We start from the raw sequence: 24,604 nt of genomic DNA on the forward strand, positions 1-24,604 counted from the left end.
AAGGATACAATAGAGTCTGTAATTGTATGAAGAGAGTGTTATGGATCAAAGTACTACACAAATTTATAAACGGTTAATTTCTTACGTCGGTGCATATAAGAGTGTAGCCTTCGTCGCTATTATAGGAATGATTGGCTATTCAGGAATGGACGCGCTATTTATTCAATTAATGAAACCATTTATTGATGAAGGTTTGAACCAACGAAATAGCGATGTATTAAAGTATGCTCCATTTGTTGTTATTGCACTGGTGATTGGGCGTGGTATTTTTAATTTTATGTCATCGTATTGTTTGAGCTATGTAGGTTCACAAGTTGTACGATCTTTACGCCAAGAGTTATTTGAGCACATATTGCATTTACCCGTTTCTTTTCATGACAAAAACTCCACGGGCGATTTAATTTCAAAAATCACTTTTGACACAGAGCAAGTTCAACAAGCAATAACTAAAGCGCTACTTATTGTTGTACGTGAAGGGGCCTTTGTCGTCTTTTTACTTGGTGTAATGTTTTATACCAGTTGGAAGCTCTCACTTATATTTCTAGTCATCATCCCTCTCGTCGCTATTATTGTAGCGGTTGTATCGAAACGTTTTCGTCATATTTCTAAAAGTATCCAATCAGCTATGGGGCAGGTTACACGTAGCTCTGAACAAATGCTTAGCGGACATAAAGTAATTCACGGGTTTGGTGGACAAGAGCAAGAAATAAATAAATTTTCTAAAATTAATAATCATAACCGTCAGCAGCGCATTAAAATGGATGCGACAAAAGCCTTAAGTGTATCCATTATTCAAATACTCGCCGCAAGTGCTATGGCTGTTATTTTATGGGTGGTATCGATGCCTTCTATGATTGATACTATAAGCTCTGGGGATTTTGTTGTTTTGATATCATCAATGATGATGTTGCTGCGCCCACTTAAACAATTGGCTAATGTTAATAGCGATATGCAACGTGGCATTTCTGCATCTCAAAGTATATTTTTAATACTTGATGAAAATGTAGAGAAAGATACTGGCACAGTCGCTGTTGATAAAGTTAAAGGGTTAATTGAAGTAAAAAATGTAACCTTTAAGTACCCAACTAAAGATGAAGCCGTATTAAACGATTTGTCGCTAACGATTAAAGCGGGTGAAAGTATTGCCTTAGTAGGGCGCTCAGGCTCGGGTAAATCAACTATTTCTAATTTATTGCCACGTTACTATGATTTAGATCTGCCGAGTGAAATATTACTTGATGGCATAGCCCTGCAGGATTATAAATTAACAGATTTGCGTCGCCAATTTGCTTTGGTTTCTCAGCAAGTCGTGTTATTTAACGATACGATTGCCAACAATATTTGTTATGGCATAAAGCATGATGTAACTAATGACGAATTAGTACAAGTAGCAAAACAAGCGCATGTTTGGGAGTTTGTTAAAGATCTTCCAGAACAATTAAACACCATGGTAGGTGAAAATGGCGTAATGCTTTCTGGTGGTCAACGCCAGCGAATAGCTATAGCGCGTGCAATATTAAAAGATGCACCTATTTTGATTTTAGATGAAGCAACATCAGCACTTGATACAGAGTCTGAAAAGCTTATTCAGCAAGCGTTAGAAACGCTAATGAAAGACAAAACCTCAATTGTTATTGCGCATCGCTTATCTACTATTGAAAACAGTGACCGAATTTATGTTATTGATAACGGTCGTGTAATAGAAAGTGGCGATCACAATAGCTTATTAGCAAATGATGGTACGTATTCAGCCCTTTGCAAAATGCAGTTTGGTGATCAGGCGTGAGCAAAATAGAACAAAGTTGGTATAAACCATTTGGTCTAATTACTTTATTGTTATTACCATTGAGTGCTCTGTTTTGGATTGTATCGACATTTCGAAAATGCTTGTACAGCGCTAAAATAATTAAAGCGTTTGAGTGTAAAACGCCTGTTATTGTAGTCGGCAATATAAGTGTAGGCGGCAATGGTAAAACACCTTTTGTTTTGTGGTTGTATGAGTATTTGACCGAGCAAGGTCTATCAGTGGGTATTATTAGTAGAGGCTACGGTGGGCAATCAGATAATTACCCGCTGTTAGTCACTTCAGTTGTTAACGCCCAACAGGCTGGAGATGAGCCTGTACTTTTATATCACCGTTTAAAATGCCCAATAGCGGTTGGTCCTAATAGACAACACAATATCGATTTATTAGAAAATAACTATACGCTAGATGTCATTATTTCTGATGACGGAATGCAGCATTATAAAATGCCACGTAGCATTGAGTGTTGTATTGTTGATAGTGAACGCCGTTTTGGTAATGGCTTTGTTATGCCAGCAGGGCCACTTCGCGAAACAACTAAACGCTTACAAAATGTGGATATAGTAATTGAAAATGGTGGTGAGGCTAATAATAGCTACACGCTAAAAGTAAGTAACTTACGATTAGTTAATTCAAGTGATGATGTAAAACACACAGTGACTCATGCACATGCAATAAGTGCAATTGGTAATCCTAAACGGTTTGAAAACTCACTTGAAGCACAAGGCATTACGTTATTATCGACTCATCATTTTAAAGATCACTATGCTTATACAGCCGATGATTTTGCCCAGTTTGGCGATGATTACATTATAATGACCGAAAAAGACGCCGTTAAATGTCAGCCCTTTGCCAAACTTAATTGGTATTATTTACCAGTAGATGCACAACCTACCGATAGCGTTATAAATAAACTAAATTCATTATTAAAAGAAAAAGGAATACTCAATGGCCTTTGATACAAAACTACTCGAGATAATTGCTTGCCCAGTAGGCAAGGGTAAATTACGTTTTGATAGAGAAAATAACGAACTAATTAGCACGGCAGCTAAACTTGCTTATCCTGTAAAAGATGATATTCCAGTATTGCTTGAAAATGAAGCGCGTGAGTTATCTTTAGAAGAGGTTGAAAAGTGGAATTCGTAGTTGTTATACCTGCGCGTTTTGCATCAACCCGACTACCAGGAAAACCACTTGCCGATATATGCGGTAAGCCAATGGTTCAACATGTTTACGAAAAAGCATGTTTATCAGGTGCTAGCAAAGTTATTGTAGCAACCGATCATCAAAAAGTATTTGATGCAGTAAGTTTATTTACTAGCGACGTAGTAATGACTCGCGAAGATCACCAGTCTGGTACTGAACGGTTAGCAGAAGTAGTTGATTTACTTAAACTTGATAACGATACAATTGTGGTTAACGTACAAGGCGATGAGCCATTACTTGCACCAGAAAACGTATCTCAAGTTGCTGCGCTATTAAGTGATTCAACAGCACCAATGGCAACGTTAAGTGTTGCTATTGAAGAGCGTGATGAAGTATTTAATCCTAATGCCGTTAAAGTGGTGAGTGATATAAATAAAAATGCCCTGTATTTCTCTCGTGCAAGTATACCGTTTGATAGAAATACAATGATGGATGGTAGCACGGCTCTTAATTTATCACCGTTCCAACGCCATGTAGGTATTTATGCGTACAGAGCGGGTTTTATTAAACAATATATAGAACTGAGTGTATCACCACTTGAATTGCTTGAATCGCTTGAGCAGTTACGTGTTTTGTATCATGGTTATAAAATCAAAATAGAACAAGCTCAAATAGCTCCCCATGCAGGTGTCGATACGCCCGATGACTTAGCTAAAGTGATAGCGCATATTAAAAGTAAAAACGTGTGAGTGAGCAAGTAAGTAAGATATTAAACGTTGTTTATACACATAACGATTTTTATATTTTAGAAAAGCCAGCAGGTCTTAATTTTCATTCAGAGGAGGGGCCTGGTTTTGTTGTGTTAGCCGAACAACAATTATCGCAAAAACTTTATGGTGTTCATCGTTTAGATAAAGTGACATCAGGGCTTATTATTTTAGCAAGAAACAAAGCCTCTGCAGCCGCCTTTACTGTTATGTTTACTGAGCATGCGATTAATAAATTTTATTTAGCGATTAGTGATGCTAAACCTAAAAAGAAGCAAGGGTGGATAAAAGGCGATATGGCTAAATCTCGCCGTGGCTCATTTAAGTTACTAACGAGTACACTTAACCCTGCAATCACCCGATTCTATTCTCTGAGTTATAAGCCAGGATTTAGAGGGTATATTTTAAAACCTTATTCAGGAAAGACGCATCAATTAAGAGTGGCACTAAAAAGTGTGGGCGCAGCTATTTTTGGCGATGCAATGTATTCAGGCACACCTTCTAATCGTACCTATTTACATGCATATGCGTTAAGCTTTCTATGGCAAGGTGAACAAATACAGCTAACTTTATTACCCGATAGTGGTGATGAGTATTTGGCGTTAATTAAACATCAAGATTTTCAAGCATGGCAATCGCCATGGCAACTGGATTGGTAAATGAGCGAAAAAGTTACAGATATACGTTTTGGTGGTATTAAACGTTTATATGGTCATCAACAGTTTGATTGGCTTCAAGAAGCACACTTTTGTGTAGTAGGTATTGGTGGTGTAGGAAGCTGGGCGGCTGAAGCGCTCGCGCGTACTGGTGTTGGTAAAATAACATTGATTGATTTGGATGATATTTGCGCCACTAACGTAAATAGGCAAATTCATGCGTTAACGGGCACTATTGGTCAAGCTAAAGTCGATGCAATGAAAGCGCGCTGCGAGCTTATTAACCCAGAATGCCAAATTAATGTAATAGATGATTTTATTACACTTGATAATATTCAAGAACATATTCAAGGTTTTGATTATGTGATTGATTGTATTGATGCAGTTAAAGAAAAGGCGGCATTAATAGCGCATTGTAAACGTAATAAACTCCCTATAATTACAACCGGTGGTGCTGGCGGGCAAACTGATCCTAGCCAAATAACTTTTGGTGATGTAGCTAAAACTACGCAAGACCCATTACTTGCAAAAGTGCGCTATATTTTGCGCAAGCAGTATAATTTTAGTAATAACCCTAAGCGTAAGTTCAATATTGATTGTGTTTACTCAACAGAGCAATTGGTTTACCCAGGAAGCGATGGCAGTGTATGTCATGCTAAGCAAAGTGCTGATGGCTCGATGAATATGGACTGTAATAACGGTTTTGGATCTGTGACTATGATCACAGGAAGCTTCGGCTTTTTTGTTGCGGCAAAAGCTGTTCGAAAATATTTGGATAAAAAGCAGCGTCTACTTACAACGCTTGATTGTGATAGAGCTTAGAGCACTTTTTGTTGTGCCATGGTTTTTATTTTTTCAATCATGGCTTTAATTCCATTGCCACGAGAAGGGCTTAAGTGACTAATTAAGCCTAATTTTTCAAACTCTTCATACGCATCAATTTTAATTACCTGCTCTGGTGTTAAACCGTTATACAGCGCTAATATTAAGGCTAGTAAGCCTTTTACAATACGTGTATCTGAGTCACCTATAACGACTAAAGAGCTCTCTGTTAAATCAAACTCTACAAACATCCACACTTTACTTTCGCAGCCTGGTACAAGGGCATCATCAATTTTCAGCGATTCTGGTAATATAGGTAATGTTTTACCCAACAGCATTATTTCACGATATTTTTGCTGCCAAGCGGGTGCATTTTTTATAGATTCAGTGACTTTTTTAAACGTATTTGTCATGAGTTATCCTAATTAATTCTATTAAAGTGACGTTTAATCCAATAAAGCGATACATTTTTTAAGCGAATGGATAAATATATCTACATCTTCAAAGGTATTGTAAAAGGTTAAACTAGCTCTAACTGTTCCATTAACGCCTAAATGTGCCATTAAAGGTTGTGTACAATGGTGTCCGCTCCTTACCGCAACCCCATATCCGTCAAGTAAAGTTGCCAAATCGTAAGGATGTTCATTATTAAAGTTAAAGCAGAGCGTACCAATATTGTCAGATAGGTTGCTATATATTGTAATACCCTCAATCATTACCAATTTTTTTGCTGCATAATTAAATAATTTTTGCTCGTAGCGCTGAATTTTACCGTGGTCTAATTCATTTAAATAGTCTAATGCAGCACTAAAGCCTAAAACGCCGGAAATATTCGGTGTGCCGGTTTCAAATTTTGCAGGTGCTGGGCGATAAGTACTGTGGGTTAAATATACTTTATCGATCATTTCACCGCCTGATTGATATATATCTAAGGCGTTTAATTCCTCATATCGACCATAAAGTACACCTAAGCCTGTTGGACCAAGCATTTTATGGCTTGAGCAGACATAAAAATCACAGTTTAATTTCCGTAAATCAGGCTTTAAATGCAGTGCACCTTGCGCACCATCGACTAAAACAAGTGAATTTACCTCTTTTGCTACTCTAATCAATGGCGATAAGTCAGTGATATTACCAAGTGTGTTAGATACTTGTGTAATAGCTAATAGGGTAGGCCTTATTTGTTTTATAAATTCACAGCATTCTTGCGTGTTTAATGTGCCATTTTTATTAAGCGGCAGCGATACTAACTTAGCTCCTGTTTGTTGACTCACTATTTGCCAAGGCACTATGTTTGCGTGATGCTCAAGTGGAGATATCATTATGGTATGACTTTTATCTAAACGCTTTTTTAAGCCGTTAGCGACCAAGTTTATTGCCTCTGTAGCGCCTTTTGTCCAAACAATCTCGTTGCTGAACACATTAAAATACTGAGCCATTTTATCTCGTGCTTGCTCGTATAAATTAGTAGCTTGTTCGCTGAGCGAGTGACGGCCACGGTGTACATTTGCGTTTTGAGAAGTATAAAACTCAGTAATTGCATTAATAACTGATTGAGGCTTTTGCGAGGTTGCAGCTGAGTCTAAATAAACAAGCGGGCAGCCGTTTATAGTTTGATTTAAGGTAGGGAAGTCACTTCGAATTTTATTTATGTCAAACTCTAAAACAGTCATTAGCTTCATCAATGTAGTCATTTTAAGGCGAGAATTGTAGACACTTTTTTATTATTCTCAAGTAACAAATAATAAAAAAGGCCGCAAAGCGGCCTTTTAAAAAATTCAAACAATACTAAAGCGGATTAGCGCTTATCAGTTGATACGTAGTCACGTGCAGTGTAACCAGTATAAAGCTGACGAGGGCGGCTTATCTTATGACCAGGTTGAGATAACATCTCGTCCCAGTGAGTGATCCAACCAACAGTACGTGCCATTGCAAAAATAACAGTGAACATGCTTGTTGGAATACCAATCGCTTTTAAGATAATACCTGAGTAGAAATCAACGTTAGGGTACAATTTCTTCTCTACGAAGTACGGGTCTTCTAGCGCGATTTTCTCAAGTTTCATTGCAATATCAAGCAATGGATCTTGGATATTAAGCTCAGCTAAAACTTCATGACACGTTTGACGCATTACTGTAGCGCGTGGGTCAAAGTTTTTGTAAACACGGTGGCCAAAGCCCATAAGGCGGAACGGGTCAGCTTTATCTTTAGCTTTTGCTACATATTCATCGATACGGTCAACAGAACCGATTTCTTCTAACATGTTTAAACATGCTTCATTAGCGCCGCCGTGAGCAGGGCCCCAAAGAGAAGCAATACCAGCAGCAATACAAGCGTATGGGTTAGCACCAGACGAACCTGCAAGACGTACTGTAGACGTTGATGCATTTTGTTCATGGTCAGCATGAAGCATGAATATTTTATCCATTGCTTTAGCTGTTATAGGGTTAACTTTGTATTCTTCAGCAGGTACAGAGAACATCATATGTAAGAAATTTTCTGCATAACTTAAATCATTACGTGGGTATACAAACGGTTGGCCGATGTTTGTTTTATAAGCCATTGCAGCAATAGTTGGTAACTTAGCAACTAGCTTAACTGCGCTTGTTTTACGTTGTTCTGCATCAGTAATATCAAGGTCTTCATGATAAAAAGATGATAACGCACCCACTACACCACAAAGCATTGCCATTGGGTGAGCGTCAAAGCGGAAACCTTGGAAAAAGTTAGCAATCTTCTCGTCAAGCATAGTGCTTGTAGTGATTTCATTCTTAAAAACTTCGTATTGCTCTTTAGAAGGTAATTCACCATTTAACAGTAAATAACATAACTCAATGTAGTTTGAGTCGTCAGCTAATTGTTCGATTGGGTAACCGCGGTGAAGTAAAATGCCTTTACCACCATCAATGTAGGTGATTGCAGATTCACAAGAACCAGTCGACATGAAACCTGGGTCATAAGTAAAGTGACCATGTGAACCTAACGTACGTACGTCGATTACATCTTGGCCAGCAGTGCCTTGATAAATTGGAAGTTCGATTGGATCTAGCCCATCAATTTGGACTGTGGCTTTTTTATCTGCCATCGTTATGTATCTCCTATTAAGATATCTATTCTGATTTTTAGATTTTTAAAGTTCTGAAATCTGTTTTAAGCACATCTTCGCATTTTAACGTGAAAGAGGGGTGTAAAGTCAATTTTTATAAACATTATGCATATATGTATAATAAATATTCTGTATTAATTAAATATAATACCATTGGCTAATTCGCAAACATCTATAAATAAACAAGAATTGTAAAAAGCCCTGTGGGTATATATACTAACAGTGGTTTTAAACCGCATTGTATTTGGGTAAACATTTTTTTACAGCTTAACTTTTGCTTAAATGTGAACTTTAACTGTTTTAATACGTTTACTTTGATAGTTCCACCAGTAATATTTGGTGGGTTTTTAGAAAAGCAAGTAGATGAGCTCCACTGCGAGCAAGATGGGCAAGTAACTGTGAAAAAGCAAAGACCTGTAAATCTAGATCTAACAACTATATCTATGCCGGCAACGGCTAAAGCGTCAATATTCCACCGCGTCACCGGTGTTGCATTGTTTTTTGCTTTAACGTTTGTCATTTGGGCTTGGTCTGAGTCTCTCTCTTCAGCTGAAAGTTTTGAATTCGTCAAGGGTCTGTTTAACGGATTCATTGCCAAATTTATAGCTTGGGGCACTGTTTCTGTATTAGGTTATCACCTTATTGGTGGTATCCGTCATATGATTATGGATATGGGACATTGGGAAGAACTTGAATCAGGTAACCTCAGCGCTAAAGTTTCAATGGCTCTTGGTGTTGTGTTTGCCGTATTGGCAGGGGTGTGGATATGGTTTTAAATCAAGCAACTCTTAAACGTGATGGTGTACAAGATTTCGTATCTTTACGTACCACGGCATTAATAATCAGCGCGTATGCGATTTTTATTATCGGCTATTTTTTAGCGACGCCAGAAGTCACTTTCGAAGCCTGGACAGGCCTCTTCTCTAACCTAGCAATGAAAGGGTTTACATTAATTACCCTTGTGTGCGTTATGGTTCATACCCGCATTGGCCTTTGGCAAGTTCTTACAGACTATGTTAAGTGTGCGAAGTTACGTGCTGTTTTAGGTTTTATATTAAACCTAATGGCCGTTGCGTACGTAGCTATTGGTCTAATTGTATTATGGGGTGTTTAAGTGAAATATTCTGTTCGTGAATTTGACGCCGTAGTAATTGGTGCAGGTGGTGCAGGTATGCGCGCTGCTTTAGCAATTACTGAATCTGGCAAAACGTGTGCATTAATTTCTAAAGTATTTCCAACTCGCTCACACACTGTATCTGCACAAGGTGGTATTACAGTAGCGCTTGGTAATTCACACGAAGACAACTGGGAATGGCATATGTACGATACCGTTAAAGGTTCCGATTTTATCGGTGACCAAGACGCTATTGAATACATGTGTCAAACTGGCCCAGAAGCGATTACCGAATTAGAAAACATGGGTTTACCATTTTCTCGTTTTGAAAATGGCCGTGTTTACCAACGTCCTTTCGGTGGTCAATCGAAAAACTTTGGTGGTGAACAAGCCGCACGTACTGCAGCAGCTGCTGACCGTACTGGTCACGCGCTATTACACCTTCTATATCAACAAAACGTTAAAAACAAAACAAATGTATTCTCTGAATGGTATGCACTTGATTTAGTTAAAAACGATAATGGTGATGTGGTAGGGTGTACTGCAATTGAGATTGAGACAGGTGAAGTTACCTTCTTCAAATCTAAAGCTGTTGTATTAGCTACTGGTGGTGCAGGTCGTATATTCGCATCAACCACTAATGCTCACATTAACACTGGTGACGGTGTTGGTATGGCAACACGTGCTGGTATTTCTATGCAAGACATGGAAATGTGGCAGTTCCACCCAACGGGTATCGCAGGTGCTGGTACGCTAGTAACTGAAGGTTGTCGTGGTGAAGGCGGTTATCTTTTAAATAAAGATGGCGAACGCTTCATGGAACGTTACGCACCAAACGCAAAAGACTTAGCGTCTCGCGACGTTGTTGCACGTTCAATGATGACTGAAATCCGTGAAGGTCGTGGTTGTGATGGTCCTTGGGGTCCACATCTTAAGTTAAAACTTGACCACTTAGGTGAAGAAACACTTAACTTACGTCTTCCTGGCGTATGTGACCTTGCTAAAACATTTGCTCACGTTGACCCTGCAAAAGAGCCAATTCCAGTAATTCCAACGTGTCATTATATGATGGGTGGTGTTCCTACTAATGTAAATGGACAAGCGCTACAAATCGATGCTCAAGGCAACGAAACAGTAGTTCAAGGTTTATTTGCAGTAGGTGAGATTGCATGTGTATCTGTACACGGTGCAAACCGCTTAGGTGGTAACTCATTACTTGATTTAGTTGTGTTTGGTCGTGCTGCGGGTAACTTCTTAGGTAAGTACCTAAATGACGTTGAAATATCTAAAGCTGCTTCAGAATCAGACTTAGAAGCGTCTCTTGCACGTTACAATCGTTGGGAAAATTCAACGGCTGGCCAAGGTGAAGATCCAGTTCAAATCAAAAAAGACCTACAACAATGTATGCAGCTTAACTTCTCGGTATTCCGTGAAGGTGACTCAATGGCTGCAGGTCTTCAAGAACTTAAAGAAATTCGTGAACGCCTGCAACATGCTCGTCTTGATGATAAATCATCAGACTTCAATACGCAGCGTATCGAATGTCTTGAACTAGATAACTTAATGGAAACAGCTTACTCAACTGCAGTAGCTGCAAACTTCCGTACAGAAAGCCGTGGCGCACATTCTCGCTTTGACTACCCAGATCGTGATGACGAAAACTGGTTATGTCACTCAGTATTTAATCCTGTAACGGATGAAATGAGCAAGCGTGATGTAAACTATGCGCCTAAAACGCGTGAAGCTTTCCCACCTAAAGCACGTGTTTACTAGGAGATAGACGATGGCACAAGTACAATTTTCAGTTTATCGTTATAATCCAGATGTTGACAACGCTCCTCGTATGCAAGAATACACCTTGCAAACTGAGGAAGGTCACGACATGATGGTGTTGGATGCACTTATTCTTTTAAAAGAACAAGATCCTACATTATCTTTCCGTCGTTCATGCCGTGAAGGTGTGTGTGGATCTGATGGTGTTAACATGAATGGTAAAAATGGTTTAGCATGTATTACTCCTTTATCTACGCTACAAAAAAATGGCAAAGGTAAAATCGTAGTACGCCCATTACCAGGTTTACCTGTGGTTCGTGACCTTGTTATTGACATGAGTCAGTTCTACACTCAATACGAAAAAGTAAAACCTTATTTAATTAATGATCAGCCTGCTGCAGGCGAACGTCTTCAAACCATCGAAGAGCGTGATAAATTAGATGGGCTTTATGAGTGTATTTTGTGTGCATGTTGTTCGACATCGTGTCCTTCGTTCTGGTGGAATCCAGACAAGTTCATTGGTCCAGCAGGGCTTCTTCACGCTTACCGTTTCTTGGCTGATAGCCGAGATACAGCAACTGAAGAACGTTTAGCGGATTTAGACGATGCGTTCAGTGTGTTCCGTTGCCACAGTATCATGAACTGTGTTAGCGTTTGTCCTAAGGGTCTTAACCCGACTAAAGCAATTGGGCAAATCAAATCTATGTTATTAAACCGAGCGGTTTGATTACTTAGTAAACGTAAGATGGCTAATACAGATTATTAGCCATCTTGTTATGATAACTATTAATTTCTGCGCTAAAGAAAAGGGCTTATAAATGCACGAAGGTGTGATGAAGGCATGGCTAGAATCTTCACATTTAAACGGCGGTAACGTTGCTTATGTAGAAGAGCTTTATGAAGCGTATTTAGACGATGCGACTTCTGTGCCAGAAGAATGGCGAGAAGTGTTCGAACAATTACCTAAAGTTGATGGTGTGGATGTTGAAGTAAAACATTCAGAAGTTCGAGCGCAGTTTGCACAGCTTGCCAAAAACAAGCATAGAGAAGTAGTGGTAGCAGAGGGTAGTGGCGGTGACCTTAAACAGGTCAAAGTTCTACAACTTATTAATGCTTTCCGTTTTCGTGGACACCAAAATGCAAACCTAGATCCATTAGGTATTTGGGAACGAGAACGTGTACGAGATTTAGAGCTAGATTACCACGACTTATCAGCAGCTGATTTTGACCGCGAATTTAATGTAGGATCGTTTGCCGTTGGCCGCGATACTATGCCTTTAGGTGAACTATACCAAGCACTAAAAACTACATATTGTGGTTCGATTGGCGCCGAGTATATGCACATCACATCGACAGAAGAAAAACGTTGGTTACAACAGCGTTTAGAATCTGTTCAGTCTAGGCCTAAATTCGAAAAAGAAGAAAAGCTGCGTATCCTAAAAGGATTAACGGCAGCTGATGGTCTTGAAAAATATTTAGGGGCTAAGTTCCCAGGTGCTAAGCGTTTCTCACTTGAAGGTGGCGATGCATTAGTTCCAATGTTAAAAGAGCTTATTCACCGCGCTGGTGAAAGCGGCCAACAAGAAGCTGTTATTGGTATGGCTCACCGTGGTCGTTTAAATGTGCTTGTGAACGTACTAGGTAAAAATCCATCAGAGTTGTTTGATGAGTTTGCTGGTAAACACAAAGAAACATTAAGTTCTGGTGATGTTAAATACCACATGGGTTATTCATCTGACTTTGCTACTAAAGGTGGCAATGTTCATATGGCGCTTGCGTTTAACCCGTCTCATCTTGAAATTGTAAATCCAGTAGTTATGGGCTCAGTTCGTGCTCGTTTAGATCGCTTAGGTGATAGCTCTGGTATTAAAGCGCTACCAATCACAATTCATGGTGATTCTGCGGTTACAGGTCAAGGTGTTGTACAAGAAACATTTAATTTATCACAAACTAACGCGTTTAGTTGTGGTGGTAGTATTCGTATTGTTGTAAATAACCAAGTTGGTTTTACTACATCAAAACAAGACGACGTTCGCTCTACTGATTACTGTACTGATATTGCTAAAATGGTTCAGTCACCTATCTTCCACGTTAATTCTGATGACCCTGAAGCAGTTGCATTTGTTACTCAACTTGCACTTGATTTTAGAAACCAGTTTAAGCGTGACGTAGTAATCGATTTAGTGTGTTACCGTCGCCATGGTCACAACGAAGCTGATGAGCCTAATGCTACGCAGCCTTTAATGTACCAAAAAATTAAAAAGCATCCAGTTCCACGTTTAATCTATGCCGATCAACTTATTGCTGAAGGTTCTTTTTCTGAACAAGAAATAAAAGCCTTAGCCGATGAGTATCGTAACGCATTAGATGAAGGAAATTGTGTTGTTTCAGAAATTCAGCCAGAGACATCACATTCTTCAGATTGGGCAAAGTATGTTGGCCATGAATGGGATGTTGATTACGATGCCAGCGTACCTGTTGAAGAGCTTAAGGCACTTGGTGAGAAAATTGCTTCTTATCCTGAGCAATATAAAGCACAGTCACGCGTTAAAAAGATTTACGATGATCGTAAGTTAATGGCTTCTGGTGAGAAGCCTCTTGATTGGGGTATGGCAGAAACACTTGCTTATGCAACAATTGCAACTGAAGGTACTGACATCCGTTTGACGGGTCAAGATTCAGGTCGTGGAACATTCTTTCATCGTCATGCTGTTGTTCACAGTCAATCAGATGGTGCTACTTATATACCTCTACAGCACTTAAGTGAAGATCAAGGTACTTTCCAAGTATTCGACTCTGTTTTATCTGAAGAAGCTGTCGTTGCTTTTGAATATGGTTATGCAACAGCTGAGCCTACGTCATTAGTACTTTGGGAAGCGCAATTTGGTGACTTTGCCAACGGTGCACAAGTTGTATTTGACCAATTTTTAAGTTCTGGTGAGCAAAAGTGGGGCCGTTTATGTGGTCTGACAATTTTGTTACCACATGGCTACGAAGGTCAAGGTCCAGAGCATAGTTCAGCACGCTTAGAGCGTTTTCTGCAACTATGTGCTGATCACAACATGCAAGTCTGTGTTCCGTCTACTCCGGCACAAGTTTACGCTATGCTTCGTCGTCAATCAGTTCGACCACTTCGTCGTCCACTGATTGTTATGACGCCTAAGTCGTTACTGCGTCACCCTCTTGCTACTTCATCGCTTGAAGAGCTTTCGCACGGTGTTTTCCATAATATGATCGACGAAGTTGATGATATTAACCCTGAGAAAGTAGAACGTGTTGTATTTTGTAGTGGTAAAGTTTACTACGAGCTATTACAAGAGCGTCGCAAACTTGAACAAGATAATGTTGCTATTGTTCGTGTTGAGCAGTTATATCCGTTCCCACACGACGAAATGCAAACAATTATGGAGCGTTACCAACACGTAACTGATTTTGTATGGTGTCAAGAAGAGCCACAAAACCAAGGTGCATGGTACTGTTCACAACATCACTTTATTGATGCAATCCCACAAGGTGCTAAATTAAAATATGCAGGGCGTAAAGCGTCTGCATCACCAGCGTGTGGTTACATGTCAGTACATACTAAAGAACAACAAGCGCTCGTTGCCGACGCGCTTACTATAGAAAATAAAGGATAAGCAATGAGCACAGAAATTAAAGTTCCTGTTCTTCCTGAGTCGGTTGCAGATGCTACCGTTGCTACATGGCATGTAAGTGTTGGCGACAAAGTAACTCGCGATCAAAACTTAGTAGACATTGAAACAGATAAAGTGGTTTTAGAAGTTGTTGCACAGCATGACGGTGTAATTACAGAAATATCACAAGAAGAAGGTGCAACCGTACTTGGCGATCAAGTTATGGGTTTACTTGGTGATGCTGATGCAGCGCCAGCAAGTGAAGGTTCATCTAAAGAAGAATCAGCACCCGCTAAATCAGAAGACGCGCCAGCGGCGCAATCAGCACCAGCACCAGAAGGTAAAGAAGTGGACATTAAAGTACCTGTACTTCCAGAATCAGTTGCAGACGCAACAATTGCTACATGGCATGTACAACCAGGTGACGCAGTAACACGCGACCAAAACTTGGTAGATATTGAAACAGATAAAGTTGTTCTTGAAGTAGTAGCTCAAGAAGATGGCATCATGGGTGATATCATTCACAACGAAGGCGATACTGTACTAGGCGAGCAAGTAATTGGTTCGGTTAAAGCAGGCGGTGCACCAGCGGCTCCAGCTGCAAAAGCAGACGCAGCGCCAGCAGCAGATTCAAGCGAAAGCTCTGATGTGTTAACACCATCAGTTCGTCGTTTAATTGCTGAGAAAGGCCTAGACGCTTCTAAAATTAACGGCACGGGTAAAAATGGCCGTGTAACTAAAGAAGACGTTGATACATTCTTAAAAGCACCAGCACCAGCGGCTAAAAAAGCAGAAGCTTCAGCTCCTGCAGCACCGATGGGCGACCGCACTCAAAAACGTGTTCCTATGACTCGTTTACGTAAAACGATTGCTACACGCCTTCTTGAAGCTAAAAATTCAACTGCAATGTTAACAACATTCAACGAAGTGAACATGGAACCAATCATGAGCCTTCGTAAGCAGTACCAAGAAGTATTTGAAAAGCGCCATGGTATTCGTTTAGGTTTCATGTCTTTCTACGTGAAAGCGGTAACTGAAGCACTTAAACGCTTCCCTGATGTTAATGCATCAATTGATGGTGACGATATTGTTTACCATAACTATTTTGATATCAGCATTGCAGTATCTACTCCACGTGGACTAGTTACTCCGGTACTTAAAGATTGTGACAAACTATCTGTTGCTGAAATCGAAAAGGGTATTCGTGAATTAGCACTTAAAGGTCGTGATGGTAAGCTAACGCTTGCAGATATGACTGGCGGTAATTTCACTATCACTAATGGTGGCGTATTTGGTTCATTACTATCTACACCTATCATTAACTTGCCACAGTCTTCAATCTTGGGTATGCATAAAATTCAAGACCGTCCAATGGCTGTAAATGGTAAAGTTGAAATACTACCTATGATGTATTTAGCACTTTCTTATGATCATCGCATCATTGATGGTAAAGAATCTGTTGGTTTCTTAGTAACTATTAAAGAGTTACTTGAAGATCCAACACGCTTATTGCTAGATGTTTAATCTAGTTGTATGAAATGTAAGCTGTGAATGAACATTCACAGCTTTTTTTTTGCGCCTTTGGTCGTACTGGGGTTTTCATGTTAAGCCTTGGGATCTATACTAGGTGCGCAATTTGGGATAGTTGTTTATTTTCAAAAATATTCAGCTCTTTTAGTATAAAAAATTGGATAAAGCATCATGAATTTGCATGAGTATCAGGCAAAACAACTTTTTGCCGAATATGGTTTACCAGTTTCTCAAGGTTTCGCTTGCGATACACCTGAAGAAGCTGCAGCAGCTGCTGAAAAAATCGGCGGTGATATGTGGGTTGTTAAAACTCAGGTTCACGCAGGTGGACGTGGTAAAGCTGGCGGTGTAAAGCTAGTAAAAACTATCGACGAAGTAAAAGCGTTTGCAGCTAACTGGTTGGGTAAAAACCTAGTTACTTACCAAACAGACGAGAAAGGCCAGCCAGTAGCTAAAATTTTAGTTGAAAGCTGTACTGACATTGCTAACGAATTGTACCTAGGTGCAGTAGTTGACCGTGCATCTCGCAAAGTAGTTTTCATGGCGTCTACTGAAGGCGGCGTTGAAATTGAAACTGTTGCAGAAGAAACACCAGAGCTTATCCACAAAGCTGAAATCGACCCGTTAGTAGGTCCTCAAGCTTACCAAGCACGTGAACTAGGCTTCAAATTGGGTCTTAACCCAGTACAAATGAAGCAGTTTGTTAAGATCTTTATGGGTCTTGGTAAAATGTTTACTGATTTTGATTTCGCACTACTTGAAATCAACCCGTTAGTAATTACAGACGAAGGTAACCTTCACTGTCTTGACGGAAAAATCGGTATTGATGGTAATGCACTTTACCGTCAACCTAAAATCCGTGAGTTCCACGATCCATCTCAAGAAGATGCACGTGAAGCACACGCAGCAAGCTTCGAGCTTAACTACGTTGCTCTAGATGGCAATGTTGGTTGTATGGTTAACGGTGCAGGCCTAGCAATGGGTACTATGGACATCGTAAACCTACACGGCGGCAAACCGGCTAACTTCCTAGATGTTGGCGGCGGCGCGACTAAAGAACGTGTTTCTGAAGCATTCAAAATCATTCTTTCTGACGACAATGTTAAAGCTGTTTTAGTTAACATCTTTGGCGGTATCGTTCGTTGTGACATGATTGCTGAAGGCATCATTGGCGCAGTTAAAGAAGTTGGCGTAAACGTACCTGTAGTTGTACGTTTAGAAGGTACTAATGCTGAACTAGGTCGTGAAGTTCTAGCTAAGTCTGACCTTAACATCATCGCTGCTGAATCACTAACAGACGCTGCTGAGAAAGTTGTTGCTGCTGCGGAGGGCAAATAATGTCTGTATTAATCAATAAAGATACAAAAGTTATCTGTCAAGGTTTCACTGGTGGCCAAGGTACTTTCCACTCTGAGCAAGCGCTTGAGTACGGTACACAAATGGTTGGTGGTGTAAGCCCTGGTAAAGGCGGTCAAACGCACCTTGGTCTTCCTGTATTCAACACAGTTCGTGATGCTGTTCAAGAAACTGGCGCAACTGCTTCAGTTATCTATGTACCAGCTCCTTTTTGTAAAGATGCAATTTTAGAAGCTATCGATGCTGGCATCGAGCTGATTGTTTGTATCACTGAAGGTATCCCTACACTTGATATGGTTGACGTTAAAGTTAAACTAGATCAAACAGGTACTCGCATGATCGGTCCTAACTGTCCAGGTGTTATTACTCCTGGTGAAACTAAGATTGGTATCATGCCTGGTCACATCCACAAACCTGGTAAAGTAGGTATTGTTTCTCGCTCTGGTACTTTAACGTACGAAGCGGTTAAGCAAACTACTGATGCTGGTTTTGGTCAGTCTACGTGTGTTGGTATTGGTGGTGATCCAATTCCAGGTACTAACTTTATCGACGTTTTAGAAATGTTCGAAAAAGATCCACAAACTGAAGCAATCGTAATGATTGGTGAAATTGGTGGTACTGCAGAAGAAGAAGCTGCAGAGTACATCAAAGCTAACGTAACTAAACCTGTAGTATCTTACATTGCTGGTGTTACTGCACCAGAAGGTAAGCGTATGGGTCACGCTGGCGCAATCATCGCAGGCGGTAAAGGTACTGCTGATGAGAAATTTGCTGCATTAGAAGCTGCGGGCGTAAAAACTGTACGTTCACTTGCTGAAATCGGTAAAGCACTTAAAGAGAAAACAGGCTGGTAATTGCTTGTTCCCTCTGAAAAGGCCCGCTTATGCGGGCCTTTTTGTTATTGGGTTAAATTTAGAATGGATAACTAATGTGCTGAAAGAAGCGCACAGACAAATCTTGTCGTTGTTTATTTATAGCAAGCTCTTCACATAAAGCGTGAACCGTTTTTTCTACTTGGTTCATGAAGCGCCCATACCCAATCTCATGCTTATCTTGGTTTGTCGCAACGACAACGAAATGGATGGTTTCTACTAGTTTAGTTTCATCATAAAAATATTTAATCTGACTTTCATTTGATTCAACATCAAAACTTAATTTCTGCAATTCTACATTGCCTTCATTTTTATCTATTTTACTGTTACGGATAATTGGTATTGCACCATTGGCAACCATTGCGCCATGCGTTAGTTTATTAATTTCACATGCTCGTTTAAAGCTATCAGCAAAGTAGTCATAAAACTTTTTAAAATCCTGATCGTATACCATTGTTTGAAACTGTGTTTTGATTGCACGAGAAATTGGAATAGTAAAAGTCGTGTAAGTCATTTCAGCATAGTCACCCGGTATATTGCATTGCCTCGACTGATAACGAGGGTAGAGGCTTCTTAGCTTATAACCATAACTTTCTTTATTGCCTTTGTCTTTAGCAAACAAATCGTAAGTAAGATGCTGGTGATCGCGAAGTTTAAATTGAGGTTGATTTAGAAATAATTGCTCTTGTAAAAGGGTCAATACTTTTTGTACTTTATTGTGAAACAAAGCTGAATTCGCACGTAAGTCCTCACCGGTGGCTAAAAAAAGTAAACGTATTTTTTTACTTTTCGTGTTTGGTGTGTAATAAAGTTTATGCGCTTCGTGATAGCGAGGATTATAAAAAAACAGCATCTGCTTATCCGTTTCTAACTGGTATGACTCATCATGAAATCGTACAACCGGTAGCTTATCGTTGGCAAGTAAATGTACATTATGAAGCTCATATTCATCACAACATGCAAATAATTGACGCGCAATGCGCTCATAGCAACAATCTATAGTGGTAAAACTACTGTAAAACGCTTCACTAGGTGTTATTTCAGCCAATAAATAGTGATTAGCGCGTGCGTTTGTTGGAATATATACGCGGTGTTGATTAAGTGTAGCCATCTTCGGATCCTTATAAAGTAGGTTATTCGATTACTATAATCGGTTTTGATGACTTAAATATTGCGTTAAAACAAATTTTATTCATAAACAATGGAACCTGTGGATTAAAGTTAATCAATATCTAAAATAAACCTTAATCTATTGCTGTATGTTAGTGTATGTTTTTGTAATAATGCATTAGTTTTGTTATTACGTAATATTAGAGGATCACACTCCTATGGCGGAAATTGAGAATCGCCCAAGTAACTTTATTAGAACCCGAATTGATGAAGACTTAGCAAGCGGGAAACATGCTACAACGCATACACGTTTTCCACCTGAACCAAATGGTTTTTTACATATTGGTCATGCAAAATCAATTTGCTTAAATTTTGGTATCGCAAAAGACTACAACGGTTTATGTAACCTACGTTTTGACGATACAAACCCTGAAAAAGAAGACATTAACTACGTTAACTCTATTAAAGAGGATGTACAGTGGTTAGGCTTTAATTGGGATGGCGACATAAAGTATTCTTCTAACTATTTTGATACTTTATATGGTTACGCAGTTGAGCTAATAAATAAAGGCTTAGCGTACGTTTGTTTTTTAACTGCAGACGAAGCGCGACAGTACCGTGGTACATTAAAAGAGCCAGGTAAAAACAGTCCATATAGAGACACGTCAGTTGAAGAAAACCTAGCGTTATTTGAAAAAATGCGTGCTGGTGAATTCAAAGAGGGTGAATGTGTTCTGCGTGCTAAAATTGATATGGCAAGCTCATTTATGGTGCTTCGCGATCCAATTATTTACCGTGTGCGTTTTGCTCACCATCATCAAACAGCTGATAAGTGGTGCATTTACCCTATGTATGACTTCACGCACTGTATTTCTGATGCGCTTGAAGGTATTACACATTCATTATGTACATTAGAGTTTCAAGATAACCGCCGTTTATACGACTGGGTACTTGATAACATCAGTTTAGAATGTCACCCGCAGCAAATTGAGTTCTCACGTTTAAATCTTGAATATACAATTATGTCTAAGCGTAAGCTTAGTGATTTAGTGGTTAATAAGCATGTAGAAGGGTGGGACGACCCACGTATGCCTACAATTGCAGGTTTACGTCGTCGTGGCTATACACCAGGTTCAATTCGTGAATTTTGTTTGCGTATTGGTGTAACAAAACAAGAGAATATGGTTGAAATGGGCATGCTTGAAGCCTGTATCCGTGAAGACTTAAACGAAAATGCACCACGTGCAATGGGTGTACTCGATCCTGTTAAAATAGTTATTGAAAACTACGATGCAGACAAGGTTGAAATTTTATCTGTGGCTAATCACCCAAATAAAGAAGAAATGGGTCGTCGTGATGTACCGTTTACGCGTGAAATTTATATCGAACGTGAAGACTTCAAAGAAGAAGCAAATAACAAATTCAAACGTTTAGTACTTGATAAAGAAGTACGCTTACGTGGTGCTTATGTTATTAAAGCGCAGCGTGTTGAAAAAGACGAAAATGGCGAAATCACAACTATCTTCTGTACTTACGACAGCGAAACACTTGGTAAAAACCCAAGTGATGGACGTAAAGTAAAAGGCGTTATTCACTGGGTTTCAGCACCAGAGTCTATCACTGCAGAAGTGCGTTTATACGACCGTTTGTTTAGCGTACCAAACCCAGCAGCTGCTGATGAGTTCGAAACAACACTAAACCCAGAGTCATTGGTTGTTTTGCCAAACGCTAAATTAGAGCCATCGCTTGCTGATTCTCAAGCAGAGCAGGGCTTTCAGTTTGAGCGTACGGGTTATTTCTCTCGTGATTCGAAATCAGAGAACGTTGTATTTAACCAAACAGTCGGTCTTCGTGATTCATGGTCTAAAACTCAATAAGTAATATCTAAAAAACCTGAACTCTGGATAATAAATCTATCTCGAGCAGCTATTTTCAGCGCTAACTGCGTTGAATTTACTTGCAATAGGCCAGCTATTGACGCGTGAATTCGCCTTGTTTTCACTTAAAATCTCTGGCTAGAGAAAATAAATTTGAATATCACCATGATTCAATACGTTGGTAAATCTCTTAACCAGAGTTCAGGTTTAGTATCCCCAGTATTTACTGGGTATATTTACTAAGTATTTATTTTAGACACAAAAAAACCTGCAATTAGCAGGTTTTTTATTGCTTTAAAAAGCGCTATTAGCTGTTTGCGTCGCTAAACTCTTTACACGCTGCTTTATCATTACACTCACCGTATAAATACAAAGAATGATTTGTAAGGGTAATCCCATTTTCTTCAGCAATCTCAAGTTGACGACGTTCAATCATATCATCTTCAAACTCTACAACTTTACCACATTTCAGACATACTAAATGATCGTGGTGCGTGCTTCCTGAGAGTTCAAATACTGATTTTCCACCTTCAAAGTGATGACGGCTTACAATACCTGCATCATCAAATTGGTTAAGTACGCGGTATACAGTCGCAAGACCAATTTCTTCACCTAGATCCAAAAGAATTTTGTAAACATCTTCAGCACTGATGTGTTGGTTATCTGGAGATTGTAAAATCTCTAATATTTTAATACGCGGTAAAGTTACTTTTAAACCGGCTTTTTTAAGTTCCAAGTTATGATCAGTCATTAAATCTGTCTCAATTTTATTTGGTTATACTAGACATCTTGCAAAGATGTACACGACACATTAGCAATAAACAGGATAACGTGCCTAAGCGTTAAGTGCAAAGAACAATTGATTTATATTGCTATTAAAGCTTAAATCGCTAACTGTTTGATAGTTATTTAAACAGCTCGCGATATATGTAGAAAATTAGTCAGCTAATTCACTTAAACACATTTCTTCATACACTTGAGCCGACCATGCTTTAACACGTTGCTCAGTTAGCTCTGGTTGACGGTCTTCGTCGATACCCAGGCCTACAAAGTGCTTCTCATCAGCCATGCCTTTAGACGCTTCAAAGTCATAGCTTTCGCTTGGCCAATGGCCCACAACAATAGCGCCACGCTCAGTAACGATATCGTTGATCATGCCCATTGCATCTAAAAAGTACTCTGCGTAATCTTCTTGGTCTCCACAACCAAAAATAGCCACAAGCTTACCTTCGAAGTCCACTTCCTCAAGCTCAGGGAAAAAGTCGTCCCAGTCACATTGCGCTTCGCCGTAGTACCAAGTCGGAATACCGAATAAGATTAAATCAAATTCAGCTATCTCTTCTTTAGAGCTTTTTGCAATATCATGAACAGCCACTAGCTTTTTACCCAATTCTTTTTGGATCATTTTTGCTACGTGTTCTGTGTTACCTGTGTCACTTCCGAAAAAAATGCCTACACTTGCCATGGATTTAAAACCTTTTATGTATCAATAGCCAATCTTTCTTGTAAAATCGTTTCAATCAGCGCACTGCGGCTAATATTTTGTGCATCTGCCATATCACTTAATGCTTGATATAACTGTGATGAAACTTTAAATTCAACACGTTTTAAACCACGTGCTTTATCTCTTTTTATTTGATTACGTTTATTTACCTTTAACTGCATATCCCGTGAAAGGGGATTGGTTTTAGGCCTGCCTGGGCGTTTTTCGTATTCAAATAAATCGAGTGTAGTTCTATCTGTTTCTGACTTCGCCATGCTTAACCTACACCTGCGCCTTGCCAAAATACTTGAATAAGCCCTTTAGCAATAAAGCCTGAACAACCTAAAAAGAGCACGCCCCAGACAATGTATTGTCCGAACTTTGGTACATTACCACTTTTTAGTACGTCTTTAATTGCCATGCCGATGAATATGAAAATACCGGCTAAGCCAAAATACAACCCTAGGGTATCAAATTCGTTAATTAACTGACTGACCATCAACGTATAACCTTTAAATTAAACGGCGCGTACTATAGCATATAAATATTGATATATTTAGTGCGCAGAATCAAAAACACGCGATTAAAATTACTTTAAATCGCAGTTAAAAAGTCATTTATCGCTTTATTAACAGCAAGGGGCTTTTGAGCATGAAGCCAATGACCTGCTCCATGAATAATTTTAGCCTTGGTGTTTTTAAAGCGTGTTGTAATTGCAGTACGATGTTCGGGCAAAATATAGTCAGAATCGTTGCCTTTAATGAAAATAGTATCGCATAAACAAGAATTGTTTTCATTAACATTGGATGTGATTGTCGAATATTTTTCATTGAGCACATTTAAGTTAAATCGCCACGCAAAACGACCTTCTTCATTTTTAGCGAGGCTTTTAAGTAAAAATTGTCGAACTCCAAGCTCTTCGATAAAAGGCTGCATAATTGCATCAGCTTGTTTTCGATCGTCGATTGATTGTGCTGAAACTGCTTTTAATGCTTGCAGTATTTTTGTGTGGCGAGCGGGGTAACTAACAGGTGCAATATCAAGTACAACCAATTTATTTACCAGCTCAGGATGGGTAAGTGCTAATTCCATTGCCACTTTACCACCCATAGAGTGGCCAACTAAATGGGCCTTGTCTATGTTTAAACGGGCTAATAACTCAACAATATCTTGTGCCATTGCTGGGTAATTCATTTCATCGCTATGAGGTGACAGACCATGGTTACGCAAATCAACGTTTATAACATTAAAGTGTTCACTTAATGGCTTTGCAATAACATTTAAGTTTTCTAATGATCCAAAAAGCCCGTGGATCAAAATAACGTTAGGACCTTGCCCTTGTTGCTTGTAATTTAACTGCATACTAGCCTCCTGAAAATTTGGCCATAGTTTGCCGAGCATTGCTCTAAAAAGCAAAAAATACAGCGACTATTTATTCAATTGGGCTTTTGTTTGTTAAATCAACAACAATCAAGTAAATATTAATATGTTTACGGGAGTGCTTGTTGTAACTCGCATTTCTGATTGGTTTGGGTATAATCACACGGGAGAAA

24 protein-coding genes are annotated in these 24,604 nt (G+C 39.3%); 15 read left to right on the top strand and 9 right to left on the bottom strand.

The window, feature by feature from the left end; translation table 11 throughout:
• Positions 1-40 precede the first annotated feature (40 nt).
• From msbA to tcdA, 6 genes are read left to right on the top strand one after another with little or no spacing between them, the layout of a single operon-like run.
• On the top strand, positions 41-1,786 hold the full coding sequence (msbA, locus tag D172_RS08285; protein ID WP_033014902.1) for a lipid A export permease/ATP-binding protein MsbA: 1,746 nt from the start codon (positions 41-43) through the stop codon (positions 1,784-1,786).
• Positions 1,783-2,763 (top strand): tetraacyldisaccharide 4'-kinase, encoded by a 981-nt coding sequence (gene lpxK, locus D172_RS08290; protein WP_007375740.1) that lies wholly within the window; start codon positions 1,783-1,785, stop codon positions 2,761-2,763. The genes msbA and lpxK overlap by 4 nt, the downstream gene beginning before the upstream one ends.
• The gene (locus D172_RS08295; protein ID WP_007375741.1) at positions 2,753-2,950 is read left to right on the top strand and encodes a Trm112 family protein; all 198 of its coding nucleotides are present in this window, start codon (positions 2,753-2,755) and stop codon (positions 2,948-2,950) included. Before lpxK ends, D172_RS08295 begins: the two co-directional genes overlap by 11 nt.
• Complete coding sequence (gene kdsB, locus D172_RS08300; protein ID WP_007375742.1) at positions 2,938-3,699, top strand: 3-deoxy-manno-octulosonate cytidylyltransferase; 762 nt, start codon at positions 2,938-2,940, stop codon at positions 3,697-3,699. The genes D172_RS08295 and kdsB overlap by 13 nt, the downstream gene beginning before the upstream one ends.
• Positions 3,696-4,376, top strand: coding sequence for a TIGR01621 family pseudouridine synthase (locus D172_RS08305; protein WP_007375743.1), 681 nt, complete (start codon positions 3,696-3,698; stop codon positions 4,374-4,376). Before kdsB ends, D172_RS08305 begins: the two co-directional genes overlap by 4 nt.
• A complete protein-coding gene (tcdA, locus tag D172_RS08310; protein ID WP_007375744.1) occupies positions 4,377-5,195 on the top strand; it encodes a tRNA cyclic N6-threonylcarbamoyladenosine(37) synthase TcdA in 819 nt (272 codons plus the stop codon).
• On the opposite strand, the gene D172_RS08315 is transcribed toward tcdA, so the two are convergent.
• The 3 genes from D172_RS08315 to D172_RS08325 all read right to left on the bottom strand — a co-directional run bounded on the left by D172_RS08315 (position 5,192) and on the right by D172_RS08325 (position 8,280).
• Positions 5,192-5,608: a SufE family protein gene (locus D172_RS08315; protein ID WP_007375745.1), complete on the bottom strand. Its 417-nt coding sequence runs from the start codon at positions 5,606-5,608 to the stop codon at positions 5,192-5,194. The two genes, tcdA and D172_RS08315, sit on opposite strands and share 4 nt — an antisense overlap.
• A gap of 33 nt (positions 5,609-5,641) precedes the next feature.
• The gene (locus D172_RS08320) at positions 5,642-6,868 is read right to left on the bottom strand and encodes an aminotransferase class V-fold PLP-dependent enzyme (protein ID WP_033023176.1); all 1,227 of its coding nucleotides are present in this window, start codon (positions 6,866-6,868) and stop codon (positions 5,642-5,644) included.
• A 125-nt stretch (positions 6,869-6,993) separates the two neighbouring features.
• Complete coding sequence (locus tag D172_RS08325; protein ID WP_007375747.1) at positions 6,994-8,280, bottom strand: citrate synthase; 1,287 nt, start codon at positions 8,278-8,280, stop codon at positions 6,994-6,996.
• Between the two features lie 419 nt (positions 8,281-8,699).
• Here D172_RS08325 and sdhC point away from each other — a divergent pair, with 419 nt between their 5' ends.
• The 8 genes from sdhC to sucD all read left to right on the top strand — a co-directional run bounded on the left by sdhC (position 8,700) and on the right by sucD (position 18,563).
• Positions 8,700-9,077 carry a succinate dehydrogenase, cytochrome b556 subunit gene (gene sdhC, locus D172_RS08330; protein ID WP_076914908.1) on the top strand — a complete coding sequence of 126 codons (378 nt, stop codon included), beginning with the start codon at positions 8,700-8,702 and terminating at the stop codon, positions 9,075-9,077.
• Positions 9,068-9,415 (top strand): succinate dehydrogenase, hydrophobic membrane anchor protein, encoded by a 348-nt coding sequence (sdhD, locus tag D172_RS08335; protein WP_007375749.1) that lies wholly within the window; start codon positions 9,068-9,070, stop codon positions 9,413-9,415. Before sdhC ends, sdhD begins: the two co-directional genes overlap by 10 nt.
• Positions 9,416-11,188 (top strand): succinate dehydrogenase flavoprotein subunit, encoded by a 1,773-nt coding sequence (gene sdhA / locus D172_RS08340; RefSeq protein ID WP_007375750.1) that lies wholly within the window; start codon positions 9,416-9,418, stop codon positions 11,186-11,188.
• A 10-nt stretch (positions 11,189-11,198) separates the two neighbouring features.
• Entirely contained in the window at positions 11,199-11,915 is a 717-nt protein-coding gene (locus tag D172_RS08345; protein WP_007375751.1) for a succinate dehydrogenase iron-sulfur subunit, read from the top strand.
• Between the two features lie 91 nt (positions 11,916-12,006).
• Complete coding sequence (gene sucA, locus D172_RS08350) at positions 12,007-14,826, top strand: 2-oxoglutarate dehydrogenase E1 component (RefSeq protein WP_007375752.1); 2,820 nt, start codon at positions 12,007-12,009, stop codon at positions 14,824-14,826.
• 3 nt (positions 14,827-14,829) lie between these two features.
• Positions 14,830-16,347 carry a 2-oxoglutarate dehydrogenase complex dihydrolipoyllysine-residue succinyltransferase gene (gene odhB, locus D172_RS08355; protein ID WP_007375753.1) on the top strand — a complete coding sequence of 506 codons (1,518 nt, stop codon included), beginning with the start codon at positions 14,830-14,832 and terminating at the stop codon, positions 16,345-16,347.
• A gap of 177 nt (positions 16,348-16,524) precedes the next feature.
• A complete protein-coding gene (sucC, locus tag D172_RS08360; RefSeq protein WP_007375754.1) occupies positions 16,525-17,691 on the top strand; it encodes an ADP-forming succinate--CoA ligase subunit beta in 1,167 nt (388 codons plus the stop codon).
• Entirely contained in the window at positions 17,691-18,563 is an 873-nt protein-coding gene (gene sucD / locus D172_RS08365; protein WP_002961811.1) for a succinate--CoA ligase subunit alpha, read from the top strand. The genes sucC and sucD overlap by 1 nt, the downstream gene beginning before the upstream one ends.
• Before the next feature lie 58 nt (positions 18,564-18,621).
• On the opposite strand, the gene D172_RS08370 is transcribed toward sucD, so the two are convergent.
• Positions 18,622-19,692, bottom strand: a complete 1,071-nt coding sequence (locus D172_RS08370) for a DUF3083 family protein (RefSeq protein WP_007375755.1) — start codon at positions 19,690-19,692, stop codon at positions 18,622-18,624.
• Positions 19,693-19,909: 217 nt separating this feature from the next.
• Here D172_RS08370 and glnS point away from each other — a divergent pair, with 217 nt between their 5' ends.
• A complete protein-coding gene (gene glnS, locus D172_RS08375) occupies positions 19,910-21,568 on the top strand; it encodes a glutamine--tRNA ligase (RefSeq protein WP_007375756.1) in 1,659 nt (552 codons plus the stop codon).
• Positions 21,569-21,875: 307 nt separating this feature from the next.
• Here the strand turns inward: glnS and fur are convergent, their stop codons facing one another.
• The 5 genes from fur to D172_RS08400 form a co-directional block, all read right to left on the bottom strand.
• Positions 21,876-22,319, bottom strand: a complete 444-nt coding sequence (gene fur, locus D172_RS08380) for a ferric iron uptake transcriptional regulator (RefSeq protein WP_002962922.1) — start codon at positions 22,317-22,319, stop codon at positions 21,876-21,878.
• 186 nt (positions 22,320-22,505) lie between these two features.
• Positions 22,506-23,033, bottom strand: a complete 528-nt coding sequence (gene fldA / locus D172_RS08385) for a flavodoxin FldA (protein ID WP_007375757.1) — start codon at positions 23,031-23,033, stop codon at positions 22,506-22,508.
• A gap of 14 nt (positions 23,034-23,047) precedes the next feature.
• A complete protein-coding gene (gene ybfE, locus D172_RS08390) occupies positions 23,048-23,326 on the bottom strand; it encodes a LexA regulated protein (protein ID WP_002962928.1) in 279 nt (92 codons plus the stop codon).
• Between the two features lie 2 nt (positions 23,327-23,328).
• A complete protein-coding gene (locus D172_RS08395) occupies positions 23,329-23,550 on the bottom strand; it encodes a DUF2788 domain-containing protein (RefSeq protein ID WP_002962930.1) in 222 nt (73 codons plus the stop codon).
• A 95-nt stretch (positions 23,551-23,645) separates the two neighbouring features.
• Positions 23,646-24,413 carry an alpha/beta fold hydrolase gene (locus tag D172_RS08400; protein ID WP_007375758.1) on the bottom strand — a complete coding sequence of 256 codons (768 nt, stop codon included), beginning with the start codon at positions 24,411-24,413 and terminating at the stop codon, positions 23,646-23,648.
• Between the last annotated feature and the right edge of the window lie 191 nt (positions 24,414-24,604).

Source organism: Pseudoalteromonas sp. Bsw20308, from assembly GCF_000310105.2.
Taxonomy (GTDB): Bacteria; Pseudomonadota; Gammaproteobacteria; order Enterobacterales; family Alteromonadaceae; genus Pseudoalteromonas; species Pseudoalteromonas fuliginea.